General features: G+C 70.0%; 16 protein-coding genes and 2 pseudogenes. 13 read left to right on the top strand and 5 right to left on the bottom strand.

Translation table 11 applies throughout. The features are described from left to right. Window positions 1-76: 76 nt before the first annotated feature. On the bottom strand, window positions 77-562 hold the full coding sequence (locus tag OH768_RS34410; protein ID WP_359612109.1) for a ribose-5-phosphate isomerase: 486 nt from the start codon (window positions 560-562) through the stop codon (window positions 77-79). A gap of 180 nt (window positions 563-742) precedes the next feature. On the opposite strand from OH768_RS34410, the gene OH768_RS34405 reads away from it, so the two are divergent. Beyond that, a complete protein-coding gene (locus OH768_RS34405; protein WP_406459849.1) occupies window positions 743-2,161 on the top strand; it encodes an amino acid permease in 1,419 nt (472 codons plus the stop codon). Window positions 2,162-2,167: 6 nt separating this feature from the next. Here the strand turns inward: OH768_RS34405 and OH768_RS34400 are convergent, their stop codons facing one another. Beyond that, window positions 2,168-3,949, bottom strand: coding sequence for a serine/threonine-protein kinase (locus OH768_RS34400; RefSeq protein WP_406465563.1), 1,782 nt, complete (start codon window positions 3,947-3,949; stop codon window positions 2,168-2,170). Window positions 3,950-4,179: 230 nt separating this feature from the next. Here OH768_RS34400 and OH768_RS34395 point away from each other — a divergent pair, with 230 nt between their 5' ends. Then, window positions 4,180-4,920 carry a hypothetical protein gene (locus tag OH768_RS34395; protein WP_406459848.1) on the top strand — a complete coding sequence of 247 codons (741 nt, stop codon included), beginning with the start codon at window positions 4,180-4,182 and terminating at the stop codon, window positions 4,918-4,920. Between the two features lie 120 nt (window positions 4,921-5,040). Next, window positions 5,041-6,362: pseudogene (locus tag OH768_RS34390) on the top strand (FAD-binding oxidoreductase). Here OH768_RS34390 and OH768_RS34385 read toward each other — a convergent pair. After that, a complete protein-coding gene (locus OH768_RS34385) occupies window positions 6,346-6,927 on the bottom strand; it encodes a biotin transporter BioY (RefSeq protein ID WP_406459847.1) in 582 nt (193 codons plus the stop codon). The pseudogene OH768_RS34390 and the gene OH768_RS34385 overlap by 17 nt on opposite strands. 416 nt (window positions 6,928-7,343) lie before the next feature. On the opposite strand from OH768_RS34385, the gene OH768_RS34380 reads away from it, so the two are divergent. The 7 genes and pseudogenes from OH768_RS34380 to OH768_RS34350 form a co-directional block, all read left to right on the top strand. Next, a complete protein-coding gene (locus OH768_RS34380; protein WP_406459846.1) occupies window positions 7,344-8,567 on the top strand; it encodes an ROK family protein in 1,224 nt (407 codons plus the stop codon). A gap of 226 nt (window positions 8,568-8,793) precedes the next feature. Next, entirely contained in the window at window positions 8,794-9,864 is a 1,071-nt protein-coding gene (locus OH768_RS34375) for an ABC transporter substrate-binding protein (protein ID WP_406459845.1), read from the top strand. Window positions 9,865-9,869: 5 nt separating this feature from the next. Further along, window positions 9,870-10,718, top strand: coding sequence for an ABC transporter permease (locus OH768_RS34370; protein ID WP_406459844.1), 849 nt, complete (start codon window positions 9,870-9,872; stop codon window positions 10,716-10,718). Next, entirely contained in the window at window positions 10,694-11,410 is a 717-nt protein-coding gene (locus tag OH768_RS34365) for an ABC transporter ATP-binding protein (protein ID WP_406459843.1), read from the top strand. The genes OH768_RS34370 and OH768_RS34365 overlap by 25 nt, the downstream gene beginning before the upstream one ends. Before the next feature lie 125 nt (window positions 11,411-11,535). Then, window positions 11,536-12,870 carry an LLM class flavin-dependent oxidoreductase gene (locus OH768_RS34360; protein ID WP_406459842.1) on the top strand — a complete coding sequence of 445 codons (1,335 nt, stop codon included), beginning with the start codon at window positions 11,536-11,538 and terminating at the stop codon, window positions 12,868-12,870. An 18-nt stretch (window positions 12,871-12,888) separates the two neighbouring features. Further along, window positions 12,889-13,779, top strand: coding sequence for a TauD/TfdA dioxygenase family protein (locus tag OH768_RS34355; RefSeq protein ID WP_406465561.1), 891 nt, complete (start codon window positions 12,889-12,891; stop codon window positions 13,777-13,779). Window positions 13,780-13,921: 142 nt separating this feature from the next. Beyond that, window positions 13,922-14,292 (top strand): annotated as a pseudogene (locus OH768_RS34350) (superoxide dismutase); the annotation flags it as partial. Window positions 14,293-14,444: 152 nt separating this feature from the next. Here the strand turns inward: OH768_RS34350 and OH768_RS34345 are convergent. Continuing rightward, window positions 14,445-15,062: a histidine phosphatase family protein gene (locus OH768_RS34345; protein ID WP_406459841.1), complete on the bottom strand. Its 618-nt coding sequence runs from the start codon at window positions 15,060-15,062 to the stop codon at window positions 14,445-14,447. After that, window positions 15,059-16,492: an FGGY-family carbohydrate kinase gene (locus OH768_RS34340; protein ID WP_406459840.1), complete on the bottom strand. Its 1,434-nt coding sequence runs from the start codon at window positions 16,490-16,492 to the stop codon at window positions 15,059-15,061. The genes OH768_RS34345 and OH768_RS34340 overlap by 4 nt, the downstream gene beginning before the upstream one ends. Before the next feature lie 71 nt (window positions 16,493-16,563). Between OH768_RS34340 and OH768_RS34335 the strand changes: the two genes are divergently transcribed. The 3 genes from OH768_RS34335 to OH768_RS34325 all read left to right on the top strand — a co-directional run bounded on the left by OH768_RS34335 (window position 16,564) and on the right by OH768_RS34325 (window position 19,582). Next, the gene (locus tag OH768_RS34335; RefSeq protein ID WP_406459839.1) at window positions 16,564-17,607 is read left to right on the top strand and encodes a 2-hydroxyacid dehydrogenase; all 1,044 of its coding nucleotides are present in this window, start codon (window positions 16,564-16,566) and stop codon (window positions 17,605-17,607) included. A gap of 236 nt (window positions 17,608-17,843) precedes the next feature. Then, the gene (locus OH768_RS34330; RefSeq protein WP_406459838.1) at window positions 17,844-19,265 is read left to right on the top strand and encodes an FGGY family carbohydrate kinase; all 1,422 of its coding nucleotides are present in this window, start codon (window positions 17,844-17,846) and stop codon (window positions 19,263-19,265) included. A gap of 110 nt (window positions 19,266-19,375) precedes the next feature. Next, window positions 19,376-19,582: a hypothetical protein gene (locus OH768_RS34325; protein ID WP_406459837.1), complete on the top strand. Its 207-nt coding sequence runs from the start codon at window positions 19,376-19,378 to the stop codon at window positions 19,580-19,582. Window positions 19,583-19,585: the final 3 nt, after the last annotated feature.

Genomic DNA, 19,585 nt, shown 5'->3' with positions numbered 1-19,585 from the left:
TTTCCCACCCGCCCACCCGTCTCGGTCACTTGACGGGTGGGCCTCGAAAAGCTTCGGGGCTCCGCCCCGGACCCGCCTACTGCTGAGGGTGATGCGCCGGGATCGGCGGCAAGTCTCCCGTCGCCTCGTACTCCACCAGCATGTCGATCCGCCGAATGTGCCGCGGGTCCTCGGAGAACGGCGTGGACACGAACGTCTCGACGAACTTCGTCGCCTCGTCCCGCGAGTGCATCCGCGCGCCGACCGCGACGACGTTCGCGTTGTTGTGCTGCCGGCCGAGCGAAGCGGTCTCCTCGCTCCAGGCGAGGGCCGCCCGCACGCCCTTGACCTTGTTCGCCGCGATCTGCTCGCCGTTGCCGGAGCCGCCGATCACGATGCCGAGGGCCTCGGGGTCGGCGGCCGTGCGCTCGGCGGCGCGGAGGCAGAAGGGCGGGTAGTCGTCCTGTGCGTCGAAGATGTGCGGCCCGCAGTCGACGGGCTCATGGCCCGCCTCCTTCAGCCACTCGACGAGGTGGTTCTTGAGTTCGAAGCCCGCATGGTCGGAGCCGAGATACACGCGCATGGGACGAGTGTGACACGGCTGTTTCCGGGAAGCAGCTCCGGGGCCCAGCCCGGTTAAAACCGGGAAACACCTCGGAACCTCAAGGAAACCTCAAGTAACGATCAGGAATCAAAGGTTCACTCATCACTTTGCCTCCGATTCACTGAACCATCTTGTAAACGGCGCAAAGGAATTCCCCCCATGACTGATGGTTCCGGCCTCCAGGCAGGTCTCAAGAACCGACATCTGTCGATGATCGCGATCGGTGGCGTCATCGGCGCCGGTCTGTTCGTCGGTTCCAGTTCCGGCATCGCGACCGCGGGACCCGGCATCCTGCTCTCCTACGCTCTCGTCGGCACGCTCGTGGTGCTGGTGATGCGCATGCTCGGTGAAATGTCCGCCGCGAACCCCACGTCCGGCTCGTTCTCCGCGCACGCCGACCGCGCGCTCGGCCGCTGGGCCGGCTTCTCGATCGGCTGGCTGTACTGGTTCTTCTGGGTCGTCGTGCTCGCCGTGGAGGCGACCGCCGGCGCCAAGATCCTCGAAGGCTGGATCCCCGCCGTACCGCAGTGGGGCTGGGCCCTGATCGTGATGGTGGTGCTGACCGCCACGAACCTCGTATCGGTCGGCTCCTACGGCGAGTTCGAGTTCTGGTTCGCCGGGATCAAGGTCGTGGCGATCGGCGCGTTCATCGTCGTCGGCGCGCTGGCGGTCTTCGGCGTACTGCCCGGCGCCCACACCGACAAGGCCGGCATCGGCAACCTCACCGACCACGGCGGCTTCCTGCCGAACGGCCCCGGCGCGATCCTGACCGGTGTCCTGCTGGTCGTCTTCTCCTTCATGGGCAGCGAGATCGCCACCCTGGCCGCCGGTGAGTCCGAGGACCCGCAGCGCGCGGTCACCAAGTCGACCAACAGCATCATCTGGCGCATCGGCGTCTTCTATCTCGGCTCGATCCTGGTCGTCGTCTGCCTGCTCCCCTGGAACGACCCGTCGATCAAGGAACAGGGCTCCTACGTCGCCGCCCTCGACTCCCTCGGTATCGCACACGCCGGCCAGATCATGAACTTCATCGTGCTGACCTCGGTGCTGTCCTGCCTCAACTCCGGCCTCTACACGGCCTCCCGCATGGCCTTCTCGCTCGGCGGACGCGGCGACGCGCCGAAGACGTTCGCCCGCACCACCTCGCGCGGGGTGCCGATGGCGGCGATCATCGCCTCCGTCGTCTTCGGCTTCGTCGCCGTGTTCTTCAACTACGCCTTCCCCGACACCGTCTTCCTCTTCCTCGTCAACTCCTCCGGCGCGGTGGCCCTGTTCGTGTGGCTGGTGATCTGCGCGTCCCAGCTGCGGATGCGGCGGATCATCGAGCGCGAGTCGCCGGAGAAGCTCGTCGTACGGATGTGGCTGTACCCGTATCTGACCTGGGCGACGATCGCCCTGATCGTGTTCGTCCTCGGCTACATGCTCACCGACACCAAGGGCGAGAGCAGCGGCCGTACGACCGTCCTGCTGTCGCTGCTGGTCGCGCTGGCCGTGGTGGCGGTCGCCGTCGTCAAGGAGCGGGTGCGGGGCGGGCAGGCGGTCGCGGTCGCCGACACGGACAAGGTGTCCGTCGGTTAAGGGAGTTCACAGCACGACGAAGCTGTTCTTGACCCTGTCGTAGGTCTTCAGGGCCTGGGTCTCCACGTCCGGCCGGTACCAGGTGTTGATCTGGTACGACTTCCCGTCCGCGTCGAAGCCGAGCAGCCGGGCGTGCCAGGGGGTGCCCTTGAGGGTGAACGTGTACTCCCAGACCACCGCAGGACAGCCGCGGAACGTCGTGCTGACGAGCCGGATCTTCCGGTAGTCCTGCCCCTGGTGGGCGTTCCGCTCCGAGGCCTCCCACGTCCGCATCAGATCACCGCGGGCGAGGGAGGACTTGCCCACGAGTTCCTGGCTGCCGTCCGGGGACGTGTAGTGGACCTCGGCCCCCGTCTTCAGATCCCGCCGCCAGCCGGTGGGCGTCGCCCACGCGAACCCGCCCGCCTCCTGGTGCGTTCCCGGGGGCAGGCTCGGGGGGCGGGAGGTGCCCTCGACCGTGGGAGAGGGGGACGGGGACGGGGACGGGGACGGGGATACGGACGGTTCGGTCGGAGTCGACGAGGCGGTGGTCGACGCCGTCGATGCCGTCGACGCCGAGCTCGTTGCCGTGTCGTCGGACGAGCCGTTCCCGGTCACGAGGATCGCCGCAACCACCGCGCCCACTACGGCTACGGCCGCGGCGGCGATCAGTCCGATACGGCGGTGGGGGCGGGAGCGGGTGGTGAACGGCTGCGCGGGGCCGGGCAGCCGGGCGGGGTGGGGGCCCAGGTCCGGGCGGGGGCTGCGGGCGGGGTGCGGTGGTACCGGGCGCTCGGGGCGCACGAGGGAGACGCCGGCCACCGCCGGACGCTGGGTCGGTATCGGGTCCTCGACGGGCGGGGCGGGATCGGCGTGGGGTTGCGGGTCGGGTTGCGGTCCGGGGTCCGGATCGTGCACCCGGGGATCTCGTACCGCCCGGACCACCGACGGTTCCAGGAAGGCCGGAGTGGGTGACTCCTGATGGGCCTCAGGCTCCTCCGGCCTCTCGGGCTCCTCCACCAACCGCGTTTCCACAGAACCGAGTTTCTCGGCCTCCGTCGGAAACGCGACCGGACTCAGCGCCTCCTCCACCTCCTCCAGCCCCGGCCGGACCGACGGCTCCTTCTCCAGGAGCGCGGCCAGTACCTCCCGCAACGGGCCCGCCGCGGACGGGAGTTCGGGCTCCTCGTAGAGCACCGCGTGCAGGGTCGCGAGGGTGGTGCCGCGGGAGAACGGTGAACGGCCGCCGAGCGCCGCGCAGAGGGTCGCGCCGAGGGACCAGATGTCCGAGGGCGGTCCCTGCGGGCGGCCGGAGATCCGCTCGGGTGCCATGTAGTCGGGCGAGCCGACGAGCATGCCGACCATGGTGAGCGCCTCGGCGTCCTGGATCGCGGCGATACCGAAGTCGGTGAGCACGACACGCTGCGCACGGCTCTCGACGAGTACGTTGCCGGGTTTGATGTCCCGGTGCAGGACGCCTCCCGCGTGCACCTGCCGCAGCGCCGCCACCAGCCCCAGTCCGATGCGGGCGGCCTCGCGCGGGCCGACCGGACCGTCCTCCGCCATGATCCGCTCCAGCGAGCGGCCGGCCACCAACTCCATGACGATCCACAGGCGTTCGCCCTCGTCCACTACGTCGTAGACCCGTACGACGTTGGGATGGTCGATCCGCGCCGTGGCCCTGGCCTCGCGCAGGGTGCGTTCGCGGCGGGTGCGGGTGTCCTCCGGGTCGAGGCCGTCGATGCGCATCTCCTTGACCGCGATCTGCCGGTCGAGCATTTCGTCGGCGGCCCGCCACACCCGCCCCATTCCCCCCTGGCCGATGATTTCGACCAGTCGATAACGCCCGGTCACCAATAGCCCCGGAGTTCCGCCGTTCCTCAAGTTCCCCGTATTCCCCGGCAATCCGCTGCACCCCCACAATGGTCACACTTCATGCCGTACCAGCATAGTGCGGAGAAATCTTGTGGTACCTCTTCAAGTACTGCGAATTCAGGCGCAGTCCCAGGGGGATACAGGGGAACACAAGGGGGACGAACATGGGTTCTCGTCGCGCGACGACCATCGCGACGGCCATCACGGGATCGCTGCTCACGGCATCTTTCTCGGCGGTGATGATCCTTTCCTTCACCGCCTCGGCGGACGACCAGGGGCCGGGAAGCAGCAAAGGCGGAAAGGCGATGGACGCGGCACCGGCGGGCGTGAAACTGACCACGCTCCTGCCGGAGAGGATTTCTGTCGACAACAGTTCGAAAAAGACGGCGATCACCGCCACGGTGAAGAACGAGGGGACCAAGGACAGCGGCGAGCTCAATCTCCTGGTCGTCGGTTTCGACGGCCTCAAGGTCAATGGCGTGCAGGGTTGTTCGGCGATCGCCGCAAAAGATCTGCCGCCCGGTTCGAACAGCGGATTCACGTGCTCCGTCGGCACACTCGCGGCGGGGAAGTCGAAGTCGTACGCCGTCGACGCGACGTACGACCTGAGCAAGGCCGGGAAGATCTGTCTGCCGGTGATGTCCGCCGACGGCAAGAAGACGTTCTGGCAGCAGGGCCCGGTCCCGTTCGGTACGACGAACCCGTCGCCGAACGCCCCGGCCACCCCGTTGCTGCTCGGCACCGACAACAAGCCGGTGGCGCCGGGCGGCGACACCCTGCCCAGGACCGGCGTCGGCAGTGACGTACTGCCGCTGGGCGCGGCCGGTGCGGCCCTGATCGCGGCGGGTGCGGCGGGCCTGTACTGGTCCCAGCGACCGCCGAGGCGGCAGACCCTGCGGGGCTGAGCGGAGTTCGGACAAGGGGGGCCGGGTCGCGGGAGCACCCGGCCCTTCCTGTTGTTCCCGCTCTCGCTCCCGCCGGAAAGCTTGACGGCACCTGTCAGGTTATGGAGCCAGCATGACCGCATGAGCCAGCACACGCAGCCCCTCGCCCTCCGCCCCGCCGACCCCGGGTACGACGACGAACTCGCCGGTTTCCAGACCGGGTTCGCCCAGCGCCCCGCCATGGTCTTCGGCGCGGCCTCGGCCGACGACGTGATCGCCGCCGTACGGTACGCGGCCGGCGCGAAGCTGCCGGTCGGGGTGCAGGCCACCGGGCACGGGCTGCCGGGTGGATCGGAGGGCGGGGTGCTGATCAACACGCGGCGGATGGACGGGGTACGGGTCGATCCGCAGGCGCGCACCGTCCGGGTCCGGGCGGGCGTGCGGTGGGCGCAGGTCGTGGCGGCTGCTGAGCCGTACGGGCTGGCGCCGTTGAACGGGTCGTCGCCGGGTGTGGGGGCCGTGTCGTACACGCTGAGCGGTGGACTCGGCATCCTGGCAAGGGAGTTCGGGACGCGGCCGACCATGTGCGCTCGCTCGACGTCGTCACCGCCGACGGGCGACTACGGCGGGTGACAAGGGAGTCGGAGCCCGAGCTGTACTGGGCGCTGCTCGGCGCCGGGCATGCCTTCGGTGTCGTCACGGAGTTGGAGATCGGCCTCGTCCCGGTGCGGACGCTCTACGGCGGTTCGCTCGCCTTCGACGGGCGGGAGGTGAATCCGGCGGGCCTGCTGCGGGCGTACGAGGAGTGGACACGGACCGTGCCGGACGGGCTGACCTCGTCCTTCGCCGCCGTACCGTACCCGGACATCCCGGCGCTGCCGCCGCAGCTGCGCGGGCGGTACGTCGTCTCCGTGCGGGTCGCGTACACGGGGGCCGACGGCGATCAAGTCCTCGCTCCGCTGCGGGAGTTGGGGCCGCTGCTCGCGGACTCGTTGCGGGAGATGCCGTACGCCGAGAGCCACACGATCCACAGTGATCCGCCCGAGCCGCACGCGTACTACGGAGACAGCGCGGTGCTCAGCGAGTTGGAGGTCGCGCGGGTGGGCGAGGTGCTGGCCCTCGTCGAGCCGGACGCGCCCGGTATGTGCGTCGTCCAGGTCAATCATCTGGGCGGGGCCCTCGCGAAGTCCGCGCCGAACTCGGTGCCGTACCGCGAAGGGCGTTTCCTGGTGCGGCTGTTGGCGGTCGGCGACCGTGCGACCGCGCGCTCCCTGCTCGACCCGGCCTTCGCGCTGCTCGCGCCCGCGACACTCGGCCGGGCGCTCAACTTCGCTTTCGGGGCCGGTGATCGGACCGAGGGGCTGTACGACGCGGAGACACGGAAGAGGCTCGCCGCGTTGAAGTCGGAGTACGACCCGGCGAACCTCTTCCGCAGGAACTACGGCCCTACCGCTGCTTGTTGACGAACTTCCACGCGGCCGGAGTCGCGCCCATCGCCAGGGCCGCCTTCAGGGCGTCGCCGAGGAGGAAGGGGGTGAGGCCGGCGGCGATCGCGGCGCTCGTCGACAGGTCGAGGCTCACCGCGAGGTACGGGACGCCGACGGCGTAGATGATCGCCTCGCCCAGGATCATGGTGGCCGCCATGCGCAGGGCCGAGCGGTCGGCGCCGCGGCGGGCCAGGGCGCCGACGGCGGCGGAGGCGAGCAGCATGCCGATGATGTAGCCGAAGGAGGCCCCGCTCCCGTGGGTGCCGCCGGCGAACCACGGCACGCCGGCCAGGCCGAGCAGCGCGTACAGCGCGAGCGAGAGGAAGCCGCGGCCGGCGCCGAGGGAGGTGCCGACGAGCAGCGCGGCGAAGGTCTGGCCGGTGACCGGGACCGGGGAGCCCGGCACGGGCACGGAGAGCTGGGCGGCGAGGCCGGTGAGCGCGGCGCCGCCGAGCACGAGGGCGATGTCCCGGACGCGGGAGGCGGGCAGCAGATCGGCGAGGACCTGTCCGGGGCGGGCGGTGGCGACGGCGGTACTCAAGGGGAACTCCGCAGGTTGACGGGGGGTACAGGGGGACTCAGTGACGCTATCCCAGGGCCCTTCGGCCGATCACCGTCAGCGCTCGACAAAGGCTTCGGCGCGGACTTGGTGGGCTCCGGACAAAGGATGCCCGTTACACGCGCTCGGGCGTGATGCCCGTCACGCGGACCCCGTGCCGTCTCGCACACCGGTCACCGTCTGGGCAGCGGTGCACCGTTTTGCTAGCTTCGACCGCATGGTTGCCCAGGCCCGGAACTTCGCGTCGCGTCGCTATGTCGACCTGCGACGCCAGGCCGCGGCGACCTGTTACCGCCCCTGAGGCGGGCGGAGCGGATCCGGTGCGCCTCGACGTGTCTCACATGTGAGACACGCAAGACGACGGCGCACTGTCGGACCCGTTCCCGAGGAAGATCCCCATGCCCCGTAACGCGGCACCTCTTCTACGCTCCCCCGTACCCCGCGCCGCCGACAGTGACCGGCGGCGCACCAACGCGAGTGTCATCCTGCGGTCCGTGCTGGAGCACGGGCCGGTGGCCCGCTCCACCATCGCCCGGCTGACCGGGCTGTCCCCCGCGTCGGTGACCGACTACTGCGCCCGCTTCGCCGGACTCGGCCTGATCCATGAGTCGGCCACACCCGAACGGTCTGGAGGTGTGGGCCGGCCCCATGTGCCCGTCGACCTGGACGACTCACTGTTCGTCGTGGGCGGAGTCCATGTGGCCGTGCCCTATACGACGGTGGCCCTGCTCGATCTGCGGGGTCGGGTGCTGGCCGAGCGACGCATCGGACACGACACCACCGACCCCTCACGAGTGCTGGCGCGGGCCGCCGAAGGACTGGACGCCCTGCTCGCGGACGCGTCCGGTGCCATCCCGCTCGGTGTCGGCGTGGCCGCCGGCGGCTGGGTGGACCGGGACACCGGGACCATCGTCGACCACCCCCTGCTCGGCTGGCGGGAGGTGCCGGTGCGCGAGACCCTCGGCACCCGCACCGGGCTCCCGGTCCATGTGGACGGCCACGCCCGCGCGTTGGTGAACGGGGAGCGCCTCTTCGGACGGGCCCGGGGCAGCCGCAGCGTGCTGCATCTCTTCGTCGGCAACGTGGTCGACGCCGCCTTCGCCACCAACGACGAGGTGCACCACGGTCCTCGCTCGCAGGCCGGTGCGATCGCCCATCTGCCCCTGCGCGGCGGCACCGAGCCGTGCGACTGCGGTCGCGTCGGCTGCCTCCAAGTGGAGCTGAGCGAACGGACGTTGTGCCGGCGGGCCCGGGAGGCGGGGATCGTCGAGGGGGTGAACCCGACCCACGTCGTGGCCGCGGCCGAGCGCGGAGACCCGGTCGCCGTACGGCTGTTGACGCAGCGGGCGCGGATGGCCGGGCGGGCGGCCGGGCTGCTGCTCAACATCCTCAACCCGGAGACGGTGGTCGTCACCGAACTCGGGGTCATCCACCGGGAGGACTGCCTGCACGCGCTGCGCGAGGAGGTCGGTGACGCGCGGGCGTCGGCCGTCGTGCCGACGAGTTTCCCGGATTCCGTGCTGGCCGTGGCGGGTGGTTCGGTGATGCTGGACGTGCTGTTCCGGGATCCGTTGAGCGTGTCGCCAAGCACTTCACCAGGCGCTTCACCGGGGCGTATTTAATTCAGAAACTCGGAATATTGACAGGGGGCACGCATGACCGGGAACATCCTGCTCATGAGCCTGCCGATGAGTTGTCGCACTTCTTGTTGCTGACCCGCTGAAGCGCCCCGAGCGCCGGCCTCATCCTGCCTGAATTCCCTTCCGGTCTTTCCGCTGCCCGGAATTCTGCCTGCATTCCACAGGCTTTTCGTCAGACTTCTCATCCGCTGAATCAGGGAGCCCTCCCATGCCCAATTCCCGTGCGCCCGGCCTCGACCGGCGGCTCTTCCTCACCTCCGTGCTCGGTGCCGCCGCGGGCATCGCCGGCCTCAGCGGCTGCGCCACGAGCAGTGCCGCGGCCTCGAAGTCGGGGGCCGGTCTGTCCGCCCCGCTCGCCGAGAAGGTGCCGTCCGGCACAAGCCTGAAGATCTCCTCGTACCTCAACACCCAGCAACTCCAGTTCAAGCTGGCGAAGTTGCCCAAGTTGCCGTTCACCGTGTCGAGTTGGGTGAACATCGGGGCCGGACCCGATGTCATCAACGCGTTCCGCGCCAAGTCCCTCGACCTCGCCAACAACGCGGGTATCCCGCCGATCCAGGCGCACTACCAGGGCTTCGACGCGAAGATCGTCGCGATCAACATCACGCGCAAGCCCAACTACCTCTTCGCCACCAAGCCCGGCAGCGACATCCGCACGGTCTCCGACTTCAAGGGCAAGAAACTCGCGTTCTCCCAGGGCCAGGCCCAAGGCGTCGTACTTCTGCGGGCGTTGAAGGAAGCGGGCCTGAAGTACGACGAGGTGAAGCTCGTCCCGCTGACCAGCAACCAGTTCTTCACGGCCCTGCAGTCGGGTCAGGTCGACATCGCCCCGCTCGCCAACAGCCAGGCACCGGCGTACCTCAAGCAGTACGAGGCGAAGGGCGCCCACGCCATCACGACCGATGTCGTAGACCTGCTCAACCTCCTGTGGGCACCGGCCGCCGTGCTGGCCGACTCCGCGAAGGCCGCCGCGATCGCCGCGTACATCCCGCAGTGGGCGCAGGGCCAGGTCTGGCAGTACGAGAACCCGGACACCTGGAACGAGGAGTTCTACGTCAAGACCCAGAACCTGACCCTCGCGCAGGCCAAGTCGGTCACCGCACTCGCCAACAAGCCCTTGTTCCCCCCGAGTTGGGACGAGGCCGTCAAGTGGGAGCAGGAGACCGCCGATCTGCTGGCGGAGGGCGGCTTCGTGAAGGAGTTCAAGGTGGACTCGCTCTTCGACCGGCGCTTCGAGGACATCGCGGCGAAGGCCGTCCCGGCGGAGTACCGGAAGTGACGGCCATGACGACCACGACAACGACCGTGCCGGTGACGGCTGTCGAGGAGAAGACGGCCGTACGGCGGCGCGGGCGGCGCCGCGGCCTCGCCCCCGGCAAACGCCTGCCCGCCTCCCGGATCATCGGCCCCGCGCTCTTCTTCGCCCTGTGGGCCGCCGCCTCCGCCGCCGGGCAGCTGGACCCGGCCGCGATCCCGGCGCCCTGGACGGTACTGCGGACAGCCGGCCGGCTGTGGACGTCCGGCACGCTGCCCACCGACGTGCTGACCTCCCTGGAACGCGCCGCCTACGGCTTCGCCCTCGGCCTCACCGCCGGTGTCGTCCTCGCGCTGGTAGCCGGGCTGAGCCGGATCGGCGAAGCCCTCGTCGACGGGACCGTGCAGCTCAACCGGGCCATCCCGACCCTCGGTCTGATCCCGCTGTTCATCCTCTGGCTGGGCATCGGCGAGACCTTCAAGATCGCCATCATCGCGATCGTCGTCTACATCCCGATCTACCTCAACTTGCACGCCGCGCTGTCCGGCATCGACCACCGCTATGTCGAACTCGCCGAGGTCCAGGGCCTGTCGAGGCTCCAGTTCATCCGCCAGATCGTCATCCCCGGCGCCCTGCCCGGCTTCTTCGTCGGCCTGCGCCTCGGGGTGACCGGTTCCTGGCTGAGCCTGGTGGTCCTGGAGCAGATCAACGCCACCAGCGGCCTCGGTTACATGATGTTCCAGGCCCAGAACTACGGCCAGTCGGACGTCATCCTGGTCGGCCTGCTGATCTACGGCGTGTTCGGCCTGGCCTCCGACAGCGCGGTCCGTCTCATCGAACGGAGGGTGCTGTCATGGCGCCGCACACTCAGCAGCTGACCACCGCGCCGACCGTCCAAATCCGGGGTCTCACCAGGTCGTTCGACGGTCGTACGGTCCTCGACGACATCGACCTCGACCTGCCCGCCGGACAGTTCACCGCGCTGCTCGGGCACAGCGGTTCCGGCAAGAGCACACTGCTGCGGGCCATCGCGGGCCTCGACCACGAAGTGGTCGGAAGCGGTCAACTCACCGCGCCTGAGCGGGTGTCAGTGGTCTTCCAGGACTCGCGGCTGCTGCCCTGGCGCCGGGTTCTCGACAATGTGCTGCTGGGCACGGACGGCAAGGAGGCCGCCGCAAAGGGTCGCGAGGCCCTCGCCGAGGTGGGGTTGAAGGGCCGCGAGCGGGCCTGGCCGAACGAGTTGTCCGGCGGCGAGGCCCAGCGGGCGGCGCTTGCCCGGTCGCTGGTGCGCGAGCCCGAACTGCTGCTGGCCGACGAGCCGTTCGGAGCGTTGGATGCCCTGACCCGCATTCGGATGCATGTGCTGCTGCGCGAGCTGTGGGAGCGGCACCGTCCCTCGGTGCTGCTGGTCACGCATGACGTGGACGAGGCGATCGTCCTCGCGGACCGGGTGCTGGTGCTTGAACAGGGGCGGATCGGGCTGGACTTGACCATCGACCGTGAGCGTCCACGCGGTGAGTACCGGTCGCGGTTGCTGGCGGCGCTTGGCGTCACGTCGGACATTCGGTGAACGTCGGCCGCTCGTGCCGCCCGGGGGCTGCGCCCCCAGACCCCCATCGGCCCTGAAGGGGCCTCGTCCTCAAACGCCGGACGGGCTGGATTTACGCACCCGGAACTCCCACCTAAGGACCTGGCATGCCCCGCCAACTCCACCTCAATGCCTTCCTCATGAACACCGGTCACCACGAGGCCTCCTGGCGCCTCCCGGAGAGCAACCCCTACGCCCACGTAGAGCTGGACCACTACATACACCTCGCCCGGATCGCCGAGCGTGGCACCTTCGACTCGCTCTTCCTGGCCGACGGACCGCAGTTGTGGAGCAACCTGGCCCAACGCCCGGCCGGAGCACTGGAACCGCTCACCTTGCTCACCGCACTCGCGACAGCGACCGAGCACATAGGCCTGATCGCCACCGCGTCCACCTCCTACAACTCCCCCTACAACCTGGCGCGCAAGTTCGCCTCCCTCGACATCATCAGCGGCGGCCGGGCCGGCTGGAACATCGTCACCACGGCCGGTGCCGAGGCGGCCCGGAACTTCGGACTCGACCACGAGCCCGCACACGCGGAACGGTACGCACGCGCCGCCGAGTTCCTCGATGTGGCGCTGAAGCTCTGGGACAGCTGGGAGGACGACGCGATCGTCGCCGACAAGGCGGCCGGCGTGTGGGGCGACGACGCGAAGATCCACCCGCCGCGCCACCAGGGGACGTACTTCAGCGTCGAGGGCGCCCTCAACGTCCCCCGCTCGCCCCAGGGTTACCCCCTCCTCGTGCAGGCGGGTTCGAGCGAGGACGGCAAGACGTTCGCGGCCCGTTACGCGGAGGCGGTGTTCACCGCACAGCAGACCCTCGCCGACGCGCAGACGTTCTACACGGACCTCAAGTCCCGTACGGCGGCGGCCGGTAGGGACCCCGAGCACATCAAGGTACTGCCGGGCATCGTCCCGGTACTCGGCTCGACGGAGGCCGAGGCGCGCGCGAACGAACGCCTCCTGGAGGACCACATCGTGTACACGCACGGAGTGGACCGCCTGGAAAACCTGCTCCAACTACCGCCCGGCACCCTGGATTTGGACGCCCGGCTCCCCGCCGATCTCCCGCCCGAGGACGCCATCGAGGGCGCGAAGAGCCGCTACACCCTCGTCGTCGAACTCGCCCGGCGCGACCGGCTGACCGTACGGCAGCTGATCGGCCGACTCGGCGGCGGACGCGGGCACCTCACCTTCGCCGGCACACCCGAACAGGTCGCCGACGCGATCGAGACCTGGTTCACCCAGGGCGCCGCCGACGGCTTCAACATCATGCCGGCCGTCCTGCCCTCCGGCCTCGACGCCTTCGTCGACCACGTCGTCCCGCTCCTCCGCACCCGAGGCCTGCTCCGCACCGAGTACGGCCCGCGCACCACCCTCCGGGAGCGCTACGGCCTCCCCCGCCCGGCCAACCAGTACACCCAACCCGCCTTCGCCTGAGGGGACTTCACCATGTCCATCGAGATCGAGATCCAGAAGGTCACCGCGCACATCGGCGCCCGCGTCTTGGGTGTCGACATCAACAAGCCGCTCGACGCCGAGCAGGTCGCGGCGATCCGCGAGGCCCTCAACGTCCACAAGGCGCTGGTCTTCGACGACGTACACCTCGACGACGAGGGCCAGGAGGCCTTCGCCCGCCACTTCGGCGACCTCACCACCGCGCACCCCACCGTGCCGGCCGTCGACGGCGCCCCGAACGTGCTGCCCGTCGACAGCGAGCGCGGCCGGGCCAACCACTGGCACACGGACGTCACCTTCGTCCTCAACCCGCCCCAGGCCAGCACCCTGCGCTCCATCACCGTCCCGCCGTACGGCGGCGAGACCCTGATCGCCAGTTCGGCGGCGGCCTACCGCGACCTGCCCGAACCCCTCCGCGCCCTCGCCGACACCCTGTGGGCGGAGCACACCAACGACTACGACTACGCCGTACCGGACGAGGAGATCGACGACGAAAAAGCCGCCCAGCGCGCCCAGTTCACGTCCATCAAGTTCCGTACGGTCCACCCGGTCGTCCGCGTGCACCCGCTGACCGGCGAACGCGGCCTGTTCATAGGTGGTTTCGCGCAACGGATCGTAGGCCTGTCGACCACCGAGTCCCGCAAGATCCTCGACATCCTCCAGGCATACGTCACCCGCCCCGAGAACATCCTCCGCCACCGCTGGTCCCCGAACCAGCTCGTCCTGTTCGACAACCGCATCACCCAGCACTACGCCATCGACAACTACGACGACCAGCCCCGCCGCCTCAACCGCGTGACCGTCGCCGGTGACGTCCCGGTCGGCATCGAGGGCAAGGAGAGCTACTCGATCGAGGGCGACGCCTCGCACTACACGTCGGTCGCGGAGTAACCACACACCCGAACCCGCGCCGGATCCGATCCCGCGCCCGAAACGCCCCCGCGGTCCACCCGCGGGGGCTTCTTGTTGCTAACCTGCACTTGCAAGTCTATCGCAATAAGAGTTCCAGAGGTCCGGAGGGGATCGATCCGTCATGCCCGTCTACACGCTGCCCGACCTGCCCTACGACTACTCCGCGCTCGCTCCCGTGATCAGCCCCGAGATCATCGAGCTGCACCACGACAAGCACCACGCGGGCTACGTCAAGGGAGCCAACGACACGCTGGAGCAGCTGGCGGAGGCACGCGACAAGGAGCAGTGGGGCTCGGCGGCGGTGAGCCGCTGGCTGCGGACGGGGTGGGTGAGCTCGCGGATGTCATCGCCGCGTCCTTCGGTTCCTTCGCCGGCTTCAAGGCGCAGCTGACCAAGGCCGCCGCGACCACCCAGGGCTCCGGCTGGGGCGTCCTCGCCTACGAGCCCCTCGGTGACCGCCTGATCGTCGAGCAGGTCTACGACCATCAGGGCAAGGGCCCGGCGTTACGAGGCGGCGAGGTCCCGCCAGACGATCCTGCCCGCCTGAGAACGTCCTGCCTCTTGATCGTCTTCTCACCTTTCACGCTGGCAGGCGGACGAGAAGGCGGCCCCCGCGAGGACGTGACTGGCGGGGGCCGCCGTCTTCAATTTGCCTCACCACAGGGCACATTGAGCGACAGCAGAGCGAACTCCCCATCTCCCACTCGAAGTTCACTCACCGCCGCGTTCCGCAGTCGCGGAAACACCCGCCGGTATGCACCTAGCGGAATCGACAGCGCCCGGCACAGCACAAGCCGCAGCAAGGTGTTGTGGGCAACGACCAGGACGCGCCCCCCGGAATGCGCGACGGCGATGCGCTGCAGGGCGGCCAGCCCGCGCGCTGCCGCTGCCGTCGGATCCTCGGCTCCCGGGAACGGACACGCCACCGGATCGGCCCGGAAGGCCTCCGCCGCGCCGGGGTCCTCCGCCTCGAACTCCGCGAGCGTACGGCCCTCCACCACCCCGAAGTCGCATTCGCGCAGGCCGGGTTCGGTGTGGGGGGTGAGGTGCAGGGCGCGGGCGGCGGGCGCCGCCGTAAGCACAGCCCGTGACAGCGGGGACGTCCAGATCGCGTCGACCGGATGCGCGGCGGCCCACCGGCCGAGGTCCTCCGCCTGGGCGACCCCCACGTCCGTCAGGGCAACGTCGCTGATACCGGCGTAGCGGTTCTCGGCGTGCCAGACGGTCTGGCCGTGGCGGGCCAACAGGAGAGTGGTGCTCATGAGTTGGGGGTTTCCTGGTTCAGGCGGGTGCGGGTGTGGGTCGCGATCGGGGTCGGCAGCCAGCCCCGGTTCTCCAGTTCGTCCACCAGGCGAGCGTACGGCTCGACGAAGCGGGCCGTACGAGACTGACGGGGTTCGAGGACCGTACGGATGCGAACCATGCGGTCGGCCGTATCCGCCAGGCTGGCGCCCATTTCACTGTGTGCCGCCAACACCGCCATCCCCAGGGCCGGTTCGATCTGTTCCGGCACTCGGGCCGGGCGGCCGAGGATGTCGGCGCGGAGCTGGTTCCAGTACGCGCTGCGGGCCGCGCCGCCCGTGAAGGTGAGCGGCCCGTCTATCGGGGCGCCGAGGTGGTGCAGATAGTCGAGGCACAGCCGCTCGGTGAACGCCACGCCCTGGAGCACCGCCGCCCAGCCGTCCGCCTCGGAGGCCGGGGTGCCGAGCGTGAAGGCGGTGGCGTCCGGGGCGAGGAAGGGGAACCGTTCGCCGGGTGAGGTGAGGGGGTAGGCAAGGACGCCCGAAGGTTCGTACTCAATCGCCAGCCTGTCCATCTCCGCCGGATCCGCCCCCGCCGGCAGCGCGCCCGCCCCCACGCTCGACGCCCCGCCCGGCAGCCAACTCCCGTCCGGCGCACGGTGGTTGTAGACCACCCCGGCGCTGTCCCGGACGGGCCTCGCGGACGCCCCCTTGAGGACCAGCGTGGTACCGAGCACCGAGTTCCACGAGCCTTCGTACAACGCCCCCGAGGCGATCTGGGCCGCGCAGCCGTCCGTCATCCCGGCGATGACCGGCGTACCGACGGGAATGCCGGTCGCGTCGGCGGCGGCCCCGCAGACCTCTCCCAGCCGAGTACCGGGACGGACCACCTCCGGCAACACGTCACCCAAGTAGGCCAGTTGAGACGGCCAGTCCTCACGCTCCACGTCGTAGCCCGTCTTGAGGGCATGACTGGAGTCGGTCGGGACCGTTCCGCGGCCCGTCAACCGAGCGGTGATGACGTCAGGCTGATGGGTGACCAGCCCACCCCCATACGCCTCCAACAGCCACAAGGCCTTGGGCAGCGCCCAACTCGTCTGCATGCCCACCCGCGCCGCTTCCGCCACCGCGCGCCCGTCGTCGTACATCACCGCCGGTGTCAGCGGGTGCCCCGCGCCGTCCGTCAGCAGCACGGTCCCGGAGGTGCCGCACACCGCGAGCCCACCGAGCCGTAGCCGCGACCGTCCCGTCAGGGCAGCCCCGGACGCGACACACACCGCCTCCCACCACTCCCCCGGATCCTGCTCGTGCCGCACCCCGTCCCGACGTCCGGCCAGCGGGACGGTGCCGGCGCCGAGGACGCGCCCGTCGCCGGTGACCAGCAGCGCGCGGACGCTCTGCGTCCCCAGGTCGATGCCCAGCCACGCCTGGCCGTCACCCTCGAACATCATCGGGACCTCCCACAGGGGTTACGCATTCGGCATTCCCCGTTCATCGTGGCAAAGAGGGAGGGAGCCCCACGATGACCGAGACCCTGCGTGTCGTCGCCGCCGGTGACCATTTCGTCCTGCCGTCGCTGATCACTTCCGCGATCGCCGAGGAACTGCGCGAACACCCCTTTGCCGTAAGCGAGTTGACGCTCGGCTGGCCGCTGGAACCCTTCGGGCGGGTCGCCGAGGTCGAGGAGGCGAGCGACGCCGAGGACGAACTGATCGAGGCCCTGCGGGGCGACGGCGGAGCACAGGTCCTGGTCACCCAGATGGGGCCGGTCACCGAACGCGTCCTCGCGGCCTGCCCCGATCTCCGGCTGGTCGTGGTGTGCCGGGGCGGACCGGTCAACGTCAACCTGGACGCGGCGAAGACCCACGACGTACGGGTGTGCTTCGCACCCGGCCGCAACGCCGCCGCGACCGCCGAGTTCACCGTGGGGACGATGCTGGCCGTGCTCCGCCGTATTCCGCAGGCGCACGAACTCCTTGCCGGGCAAGGGAGTTGGGAGGCGGGGGCCGCCTACTACACCTACGAGCACAGCGGGTTGGAGCTGGAGGACCTGCCGGTCGGCCTCGTCGGATACGGCGCCGTCGGCAGCCGCGTCGCCCGCGCCCTCTGCGCCTTCGGCGCCCGCGTGATGGTGTACGACCCTTATGTGCACGGCGAGATCCACGGACTGCGCGTCGCGACGCTGGACGAACTCCTGCGCCGCTCCCAGGTCATCACCCTGCACGCCCGCCTGACCCCCGAGACACGCGGCCTGATCGGCGCCCGCGAGCTGGCGCTGCTGCGCCCCGGCGCGGTGGTGGTGAACGTGGCGCGGGGCCCCCTCCTGGACGAGGAGGCACTGTGCGAGGCCCTGGAGAGCGGTCAGGTGTCAGCAGCGGCCCTCGACACCTACACCCGCGAGCCATTGCCCACCGATTCAAGCCTGTTCGGCCTCACCGACAGGCTGGTCCTCACCCCCCACCTGGGCGGCGCCTCCCGCGCCGTAGCCGAAAAGGCGGCGCGAATAGCAGCAGAGGAAGTAGGCCGCTGGGCACGAGGCGAGCCTCTTTCCCACCAACTCCGTTGAGGGCCCACCAAGTTGGCCTGTCCCCACGCGCCGGCCGAGAGGGAGCCGCAGGGGCGCGCCGGTGTCGAGAGCCCCAGCGCGCGGAGGCGCGCAGCGCCGAGCACGGTGGGGCTCTCGACACCGGCTTGAAGCGCCCCGAAGGCGACCGAACCAAAAGAGGTGTGCGCGACGGCGCCTACCCAACACCGGCCCAGCTTCCCAGCACCCCCAACCCCCAACCCCCAGGAGACCCCCACATGTACATCGGAATCGACGTAGGCACATCCACCGTGAAGGCCGCCGCCTTCGACAGCACCGGCCGTCAACTCGCCGTAGCCTCCCGCCCGGTGGAGCTGTCGATGCACGGTGGCTACGTCGAACAGGACATGGACGAGGTGTACGGCGCGGTAGTTGCCGTACTGAAGGACGTCACCTCGGCCACGGACGGCCCCGTCGAACTGGCCGGCCTGACCGGCCAAGGCGACGGCGTCTGGCTGGTCGACACGACAGGGCGCCCCGTACGCCCGGCCGTGTCCTGGATGGACGGCCGGGCACACGAACTGCTCGACCAGTGGCTGGCGGACGGAACCTTCGAGACGGTGTTCCGCCGCACCGGCAGCGCGATGTTCCCGGGCTGCCCCGGCCCGGTGCTGGCCTGGTTCGAAGCGCACGAGCCGAAAGCGCTGGACACCGCAGCGCACGCCCTGTTCTGCAAGGACATGGTCTTCCAACGACTCACAGTGGCACCTCCCGCCACCGATGTCTCGGACGCGTCGATGCCGTTCCTCGATCCCAGGACTCGGTCGTACGACAACGGTGTCGTAGAACTCCTCGGCCTGACCCGCCGCCGACGCCTGCTGGCCCCGATCAGCGACCCGATCGCAAAGGCGGCCACCCGTGGCGAGGGACTCCCCGCAGGCACCCGCATCGCGAACGGCCCCTACGACCTGCCCGCCTGCGCGCTCGGCGCGGGGGTGACGGAACCGGGCGACGGACTCCTCATCGTCGGCACCTGCCTCGCCAGTCTCGTCGCGACCACCGACCTCGACCTCTCCGGCGAGCCGGCCGGCCTGTACATCTCCCTCGACCGGCCGGGGCACTGGCTGCGTGCGATGCCGGCGATGGTCGGGACGGCGGCCCTGGACTGGGTGCTGTCGACGACGGGCGTCCGGCACGAGGAGGTGGACGCGCTACTGACCGCAACCCCGCCCGGAGCGAACGGCGTACGCGTGCTGCCGTACTTCGCGCCGTCCGGCGAGCGCGCGCCCTTCGTCGAACCTCGCCTCCGCGCCGAACTGACCGGTGTCTCCCTGGAGTCGACGCCCGCCGATCTGATCCGGGCGACCTGCGAGGGCATCGGTTACGCGGCCCGGCACTGTCTGGAGGCGGCGGGGCTGACGGGTTCGCTGGCGGTGTGCGGCGGGGGTACGCGCAGCCCGGCCTGGATGCGGCTGCTCGCGGATGTGCTGGGCCGGCCGCTGCGGGTGGTCGAGGGCGAGGTGGGGGCGCGGGGCGCGGTGCTGGCGGCGGCGGAGCGGTACGGGGTTCCGCTGGACGCGGCGGCCTGGACGCGGCCGACGGAGGTGGTCGAGCCGGACGCGGGGCGGGCGGCGTACTACGCGAAGGGGTACGAGGACCATCTCGCGCGGCTGAAGGTGGCGCGGGGGCGGGAACGGTAGCCGGGAGGCCGGCGGACCGGCTGCGGCCCGGCCCTGCGGGCGTTTACGCTCGCGGGGCCGGGCCGCTGGGCTGCCGGCGTCGTCTCGTGTGGAGGTTCTGGAGGTTCGACATGGTGCACAAGAGGTGCCCCGGCTGCGGCCCTGGCCCGCTGCGGGAGTTCTGCGACCTCGACGAGAAGGAGAAGGCGTTCGTCCGCGGGGAGAAGAAGGACTTCGCCCCCGAGGCGTACATGCGCTGTGCCGTCCCCGGCTGCAGGCGCTACCAGCGGCGCCTCAACTGGCGGGACGGCGGCTTCTTCCCCGAGCCGGACAAGTGACGG

The sequence above is a fragment of the Streptomyces sp. NBC_01622 genome (assembly GCF_045209635.1).
Taxonomy (GTDB): domain Bacteria; phylum Actinomycetota; class Actinomycetes; order Streptomycetales; family Streptomycetaceae; genus Streptomyces.
The sequence above is the reverse complement of the archived record's forward strand: the minus strand, read 5'-3'. Positions and strand labels throughout refer to the sequence as shown.

Coding starts and splice junctions, on each gene's coding strand:
- OH768_RS34345 (WP_406459841.1), bottom strand. CDS start 15,062: ATGAGCACCACTCTCCTGTTGGCCCGCCACGGCCAGACCGTCTGGCAC.
- OH768_RS34380 (WP_406459846.1), top strand. CDS start 7,344: ATGCCCCGTAACGCGGCACCTCTTCTACGCTCCCCCGTACCCCGCGCC.
- OH768_RS34375 (WP_406459845.1), top strand. CDS start 8,794: ATGCCCAATTCCCGTGCGCCCGGCCTCGACCGGCGGCTCTTCCTCACC.
- OH768_RS34340 (WP_406459840.1), bottom strand. CDS start 16,492: ATGATGTTCGAGGGTGACGGCCAGGCGTGGCTGGGCATCGACCTGGGG.
- OH768_RS34330 (WP_406459838.1), top strand. CDS start 17,844: ATGTACATCGGAATCGACGTAGGCACATCCACCGTGAAGGCCGCCGCC.
- OH768_RS34405 (WP_406459849.1), top strand. CDS start 743: ATGACTGATGGTTCCGGCCTCCAGGCAGGTCTCAAGAACCGACATCTG.
- OH768_RS34325 (WP_406459837.1), top strand. CDS start 19,376: ATGGTGCACAAGAGGTGCCCCGGCTGCGGCCCTGGCCCGCTGCGGGAG.
- OH768_RS34400 (WP_406465563.1), bottom strand. CDS start 3,949: ATGGGGCGGGTGTGGCGGGCCGCCGACGAAATGCTCGACCGGCAGATC.
- OH768_RS34410 (WP_359612109.1), bottom strand. CDS start 562: ATGCGCGTGTATCTCGGCTCCGACCATGCGGGCTTCGAACTCAAGAAC.
- OH768_RS34395 (WP_406459848.1), top strand. CDS start 4,180: ATGGGTTCTCGTCGCGCGACGACCATCGCGACGGCCATCACGGGATCG.
- OH768_RS34370 (WP_406459844.1), top strand. CDS start 9,870: ATGACGACCACGACAACGACCGTGCCGGTGACGGCTGTCGAGGAGAAG.
- OH768_RS34360 (WP_406459842.1), top strand. CDS start 11,536: ATGCCCCGCCAACTCCACCTCAATGCCTTCCTCATGAACACCGGTCAC.
- OH768_RS34365 (WP_406459843.1), top strand. CDS start 10,694: ATGGCGCCGCACACTCAGCAGCTGACCACCGCGCCGACCGTCCAAATC.
- OH768_RS34335 (WP_406459839.1), top strand. CDS start 16,564: ATGACCGAGACCCTGCGTGTCGTCGCCGCCGGTGACCATTTCGTCCTG.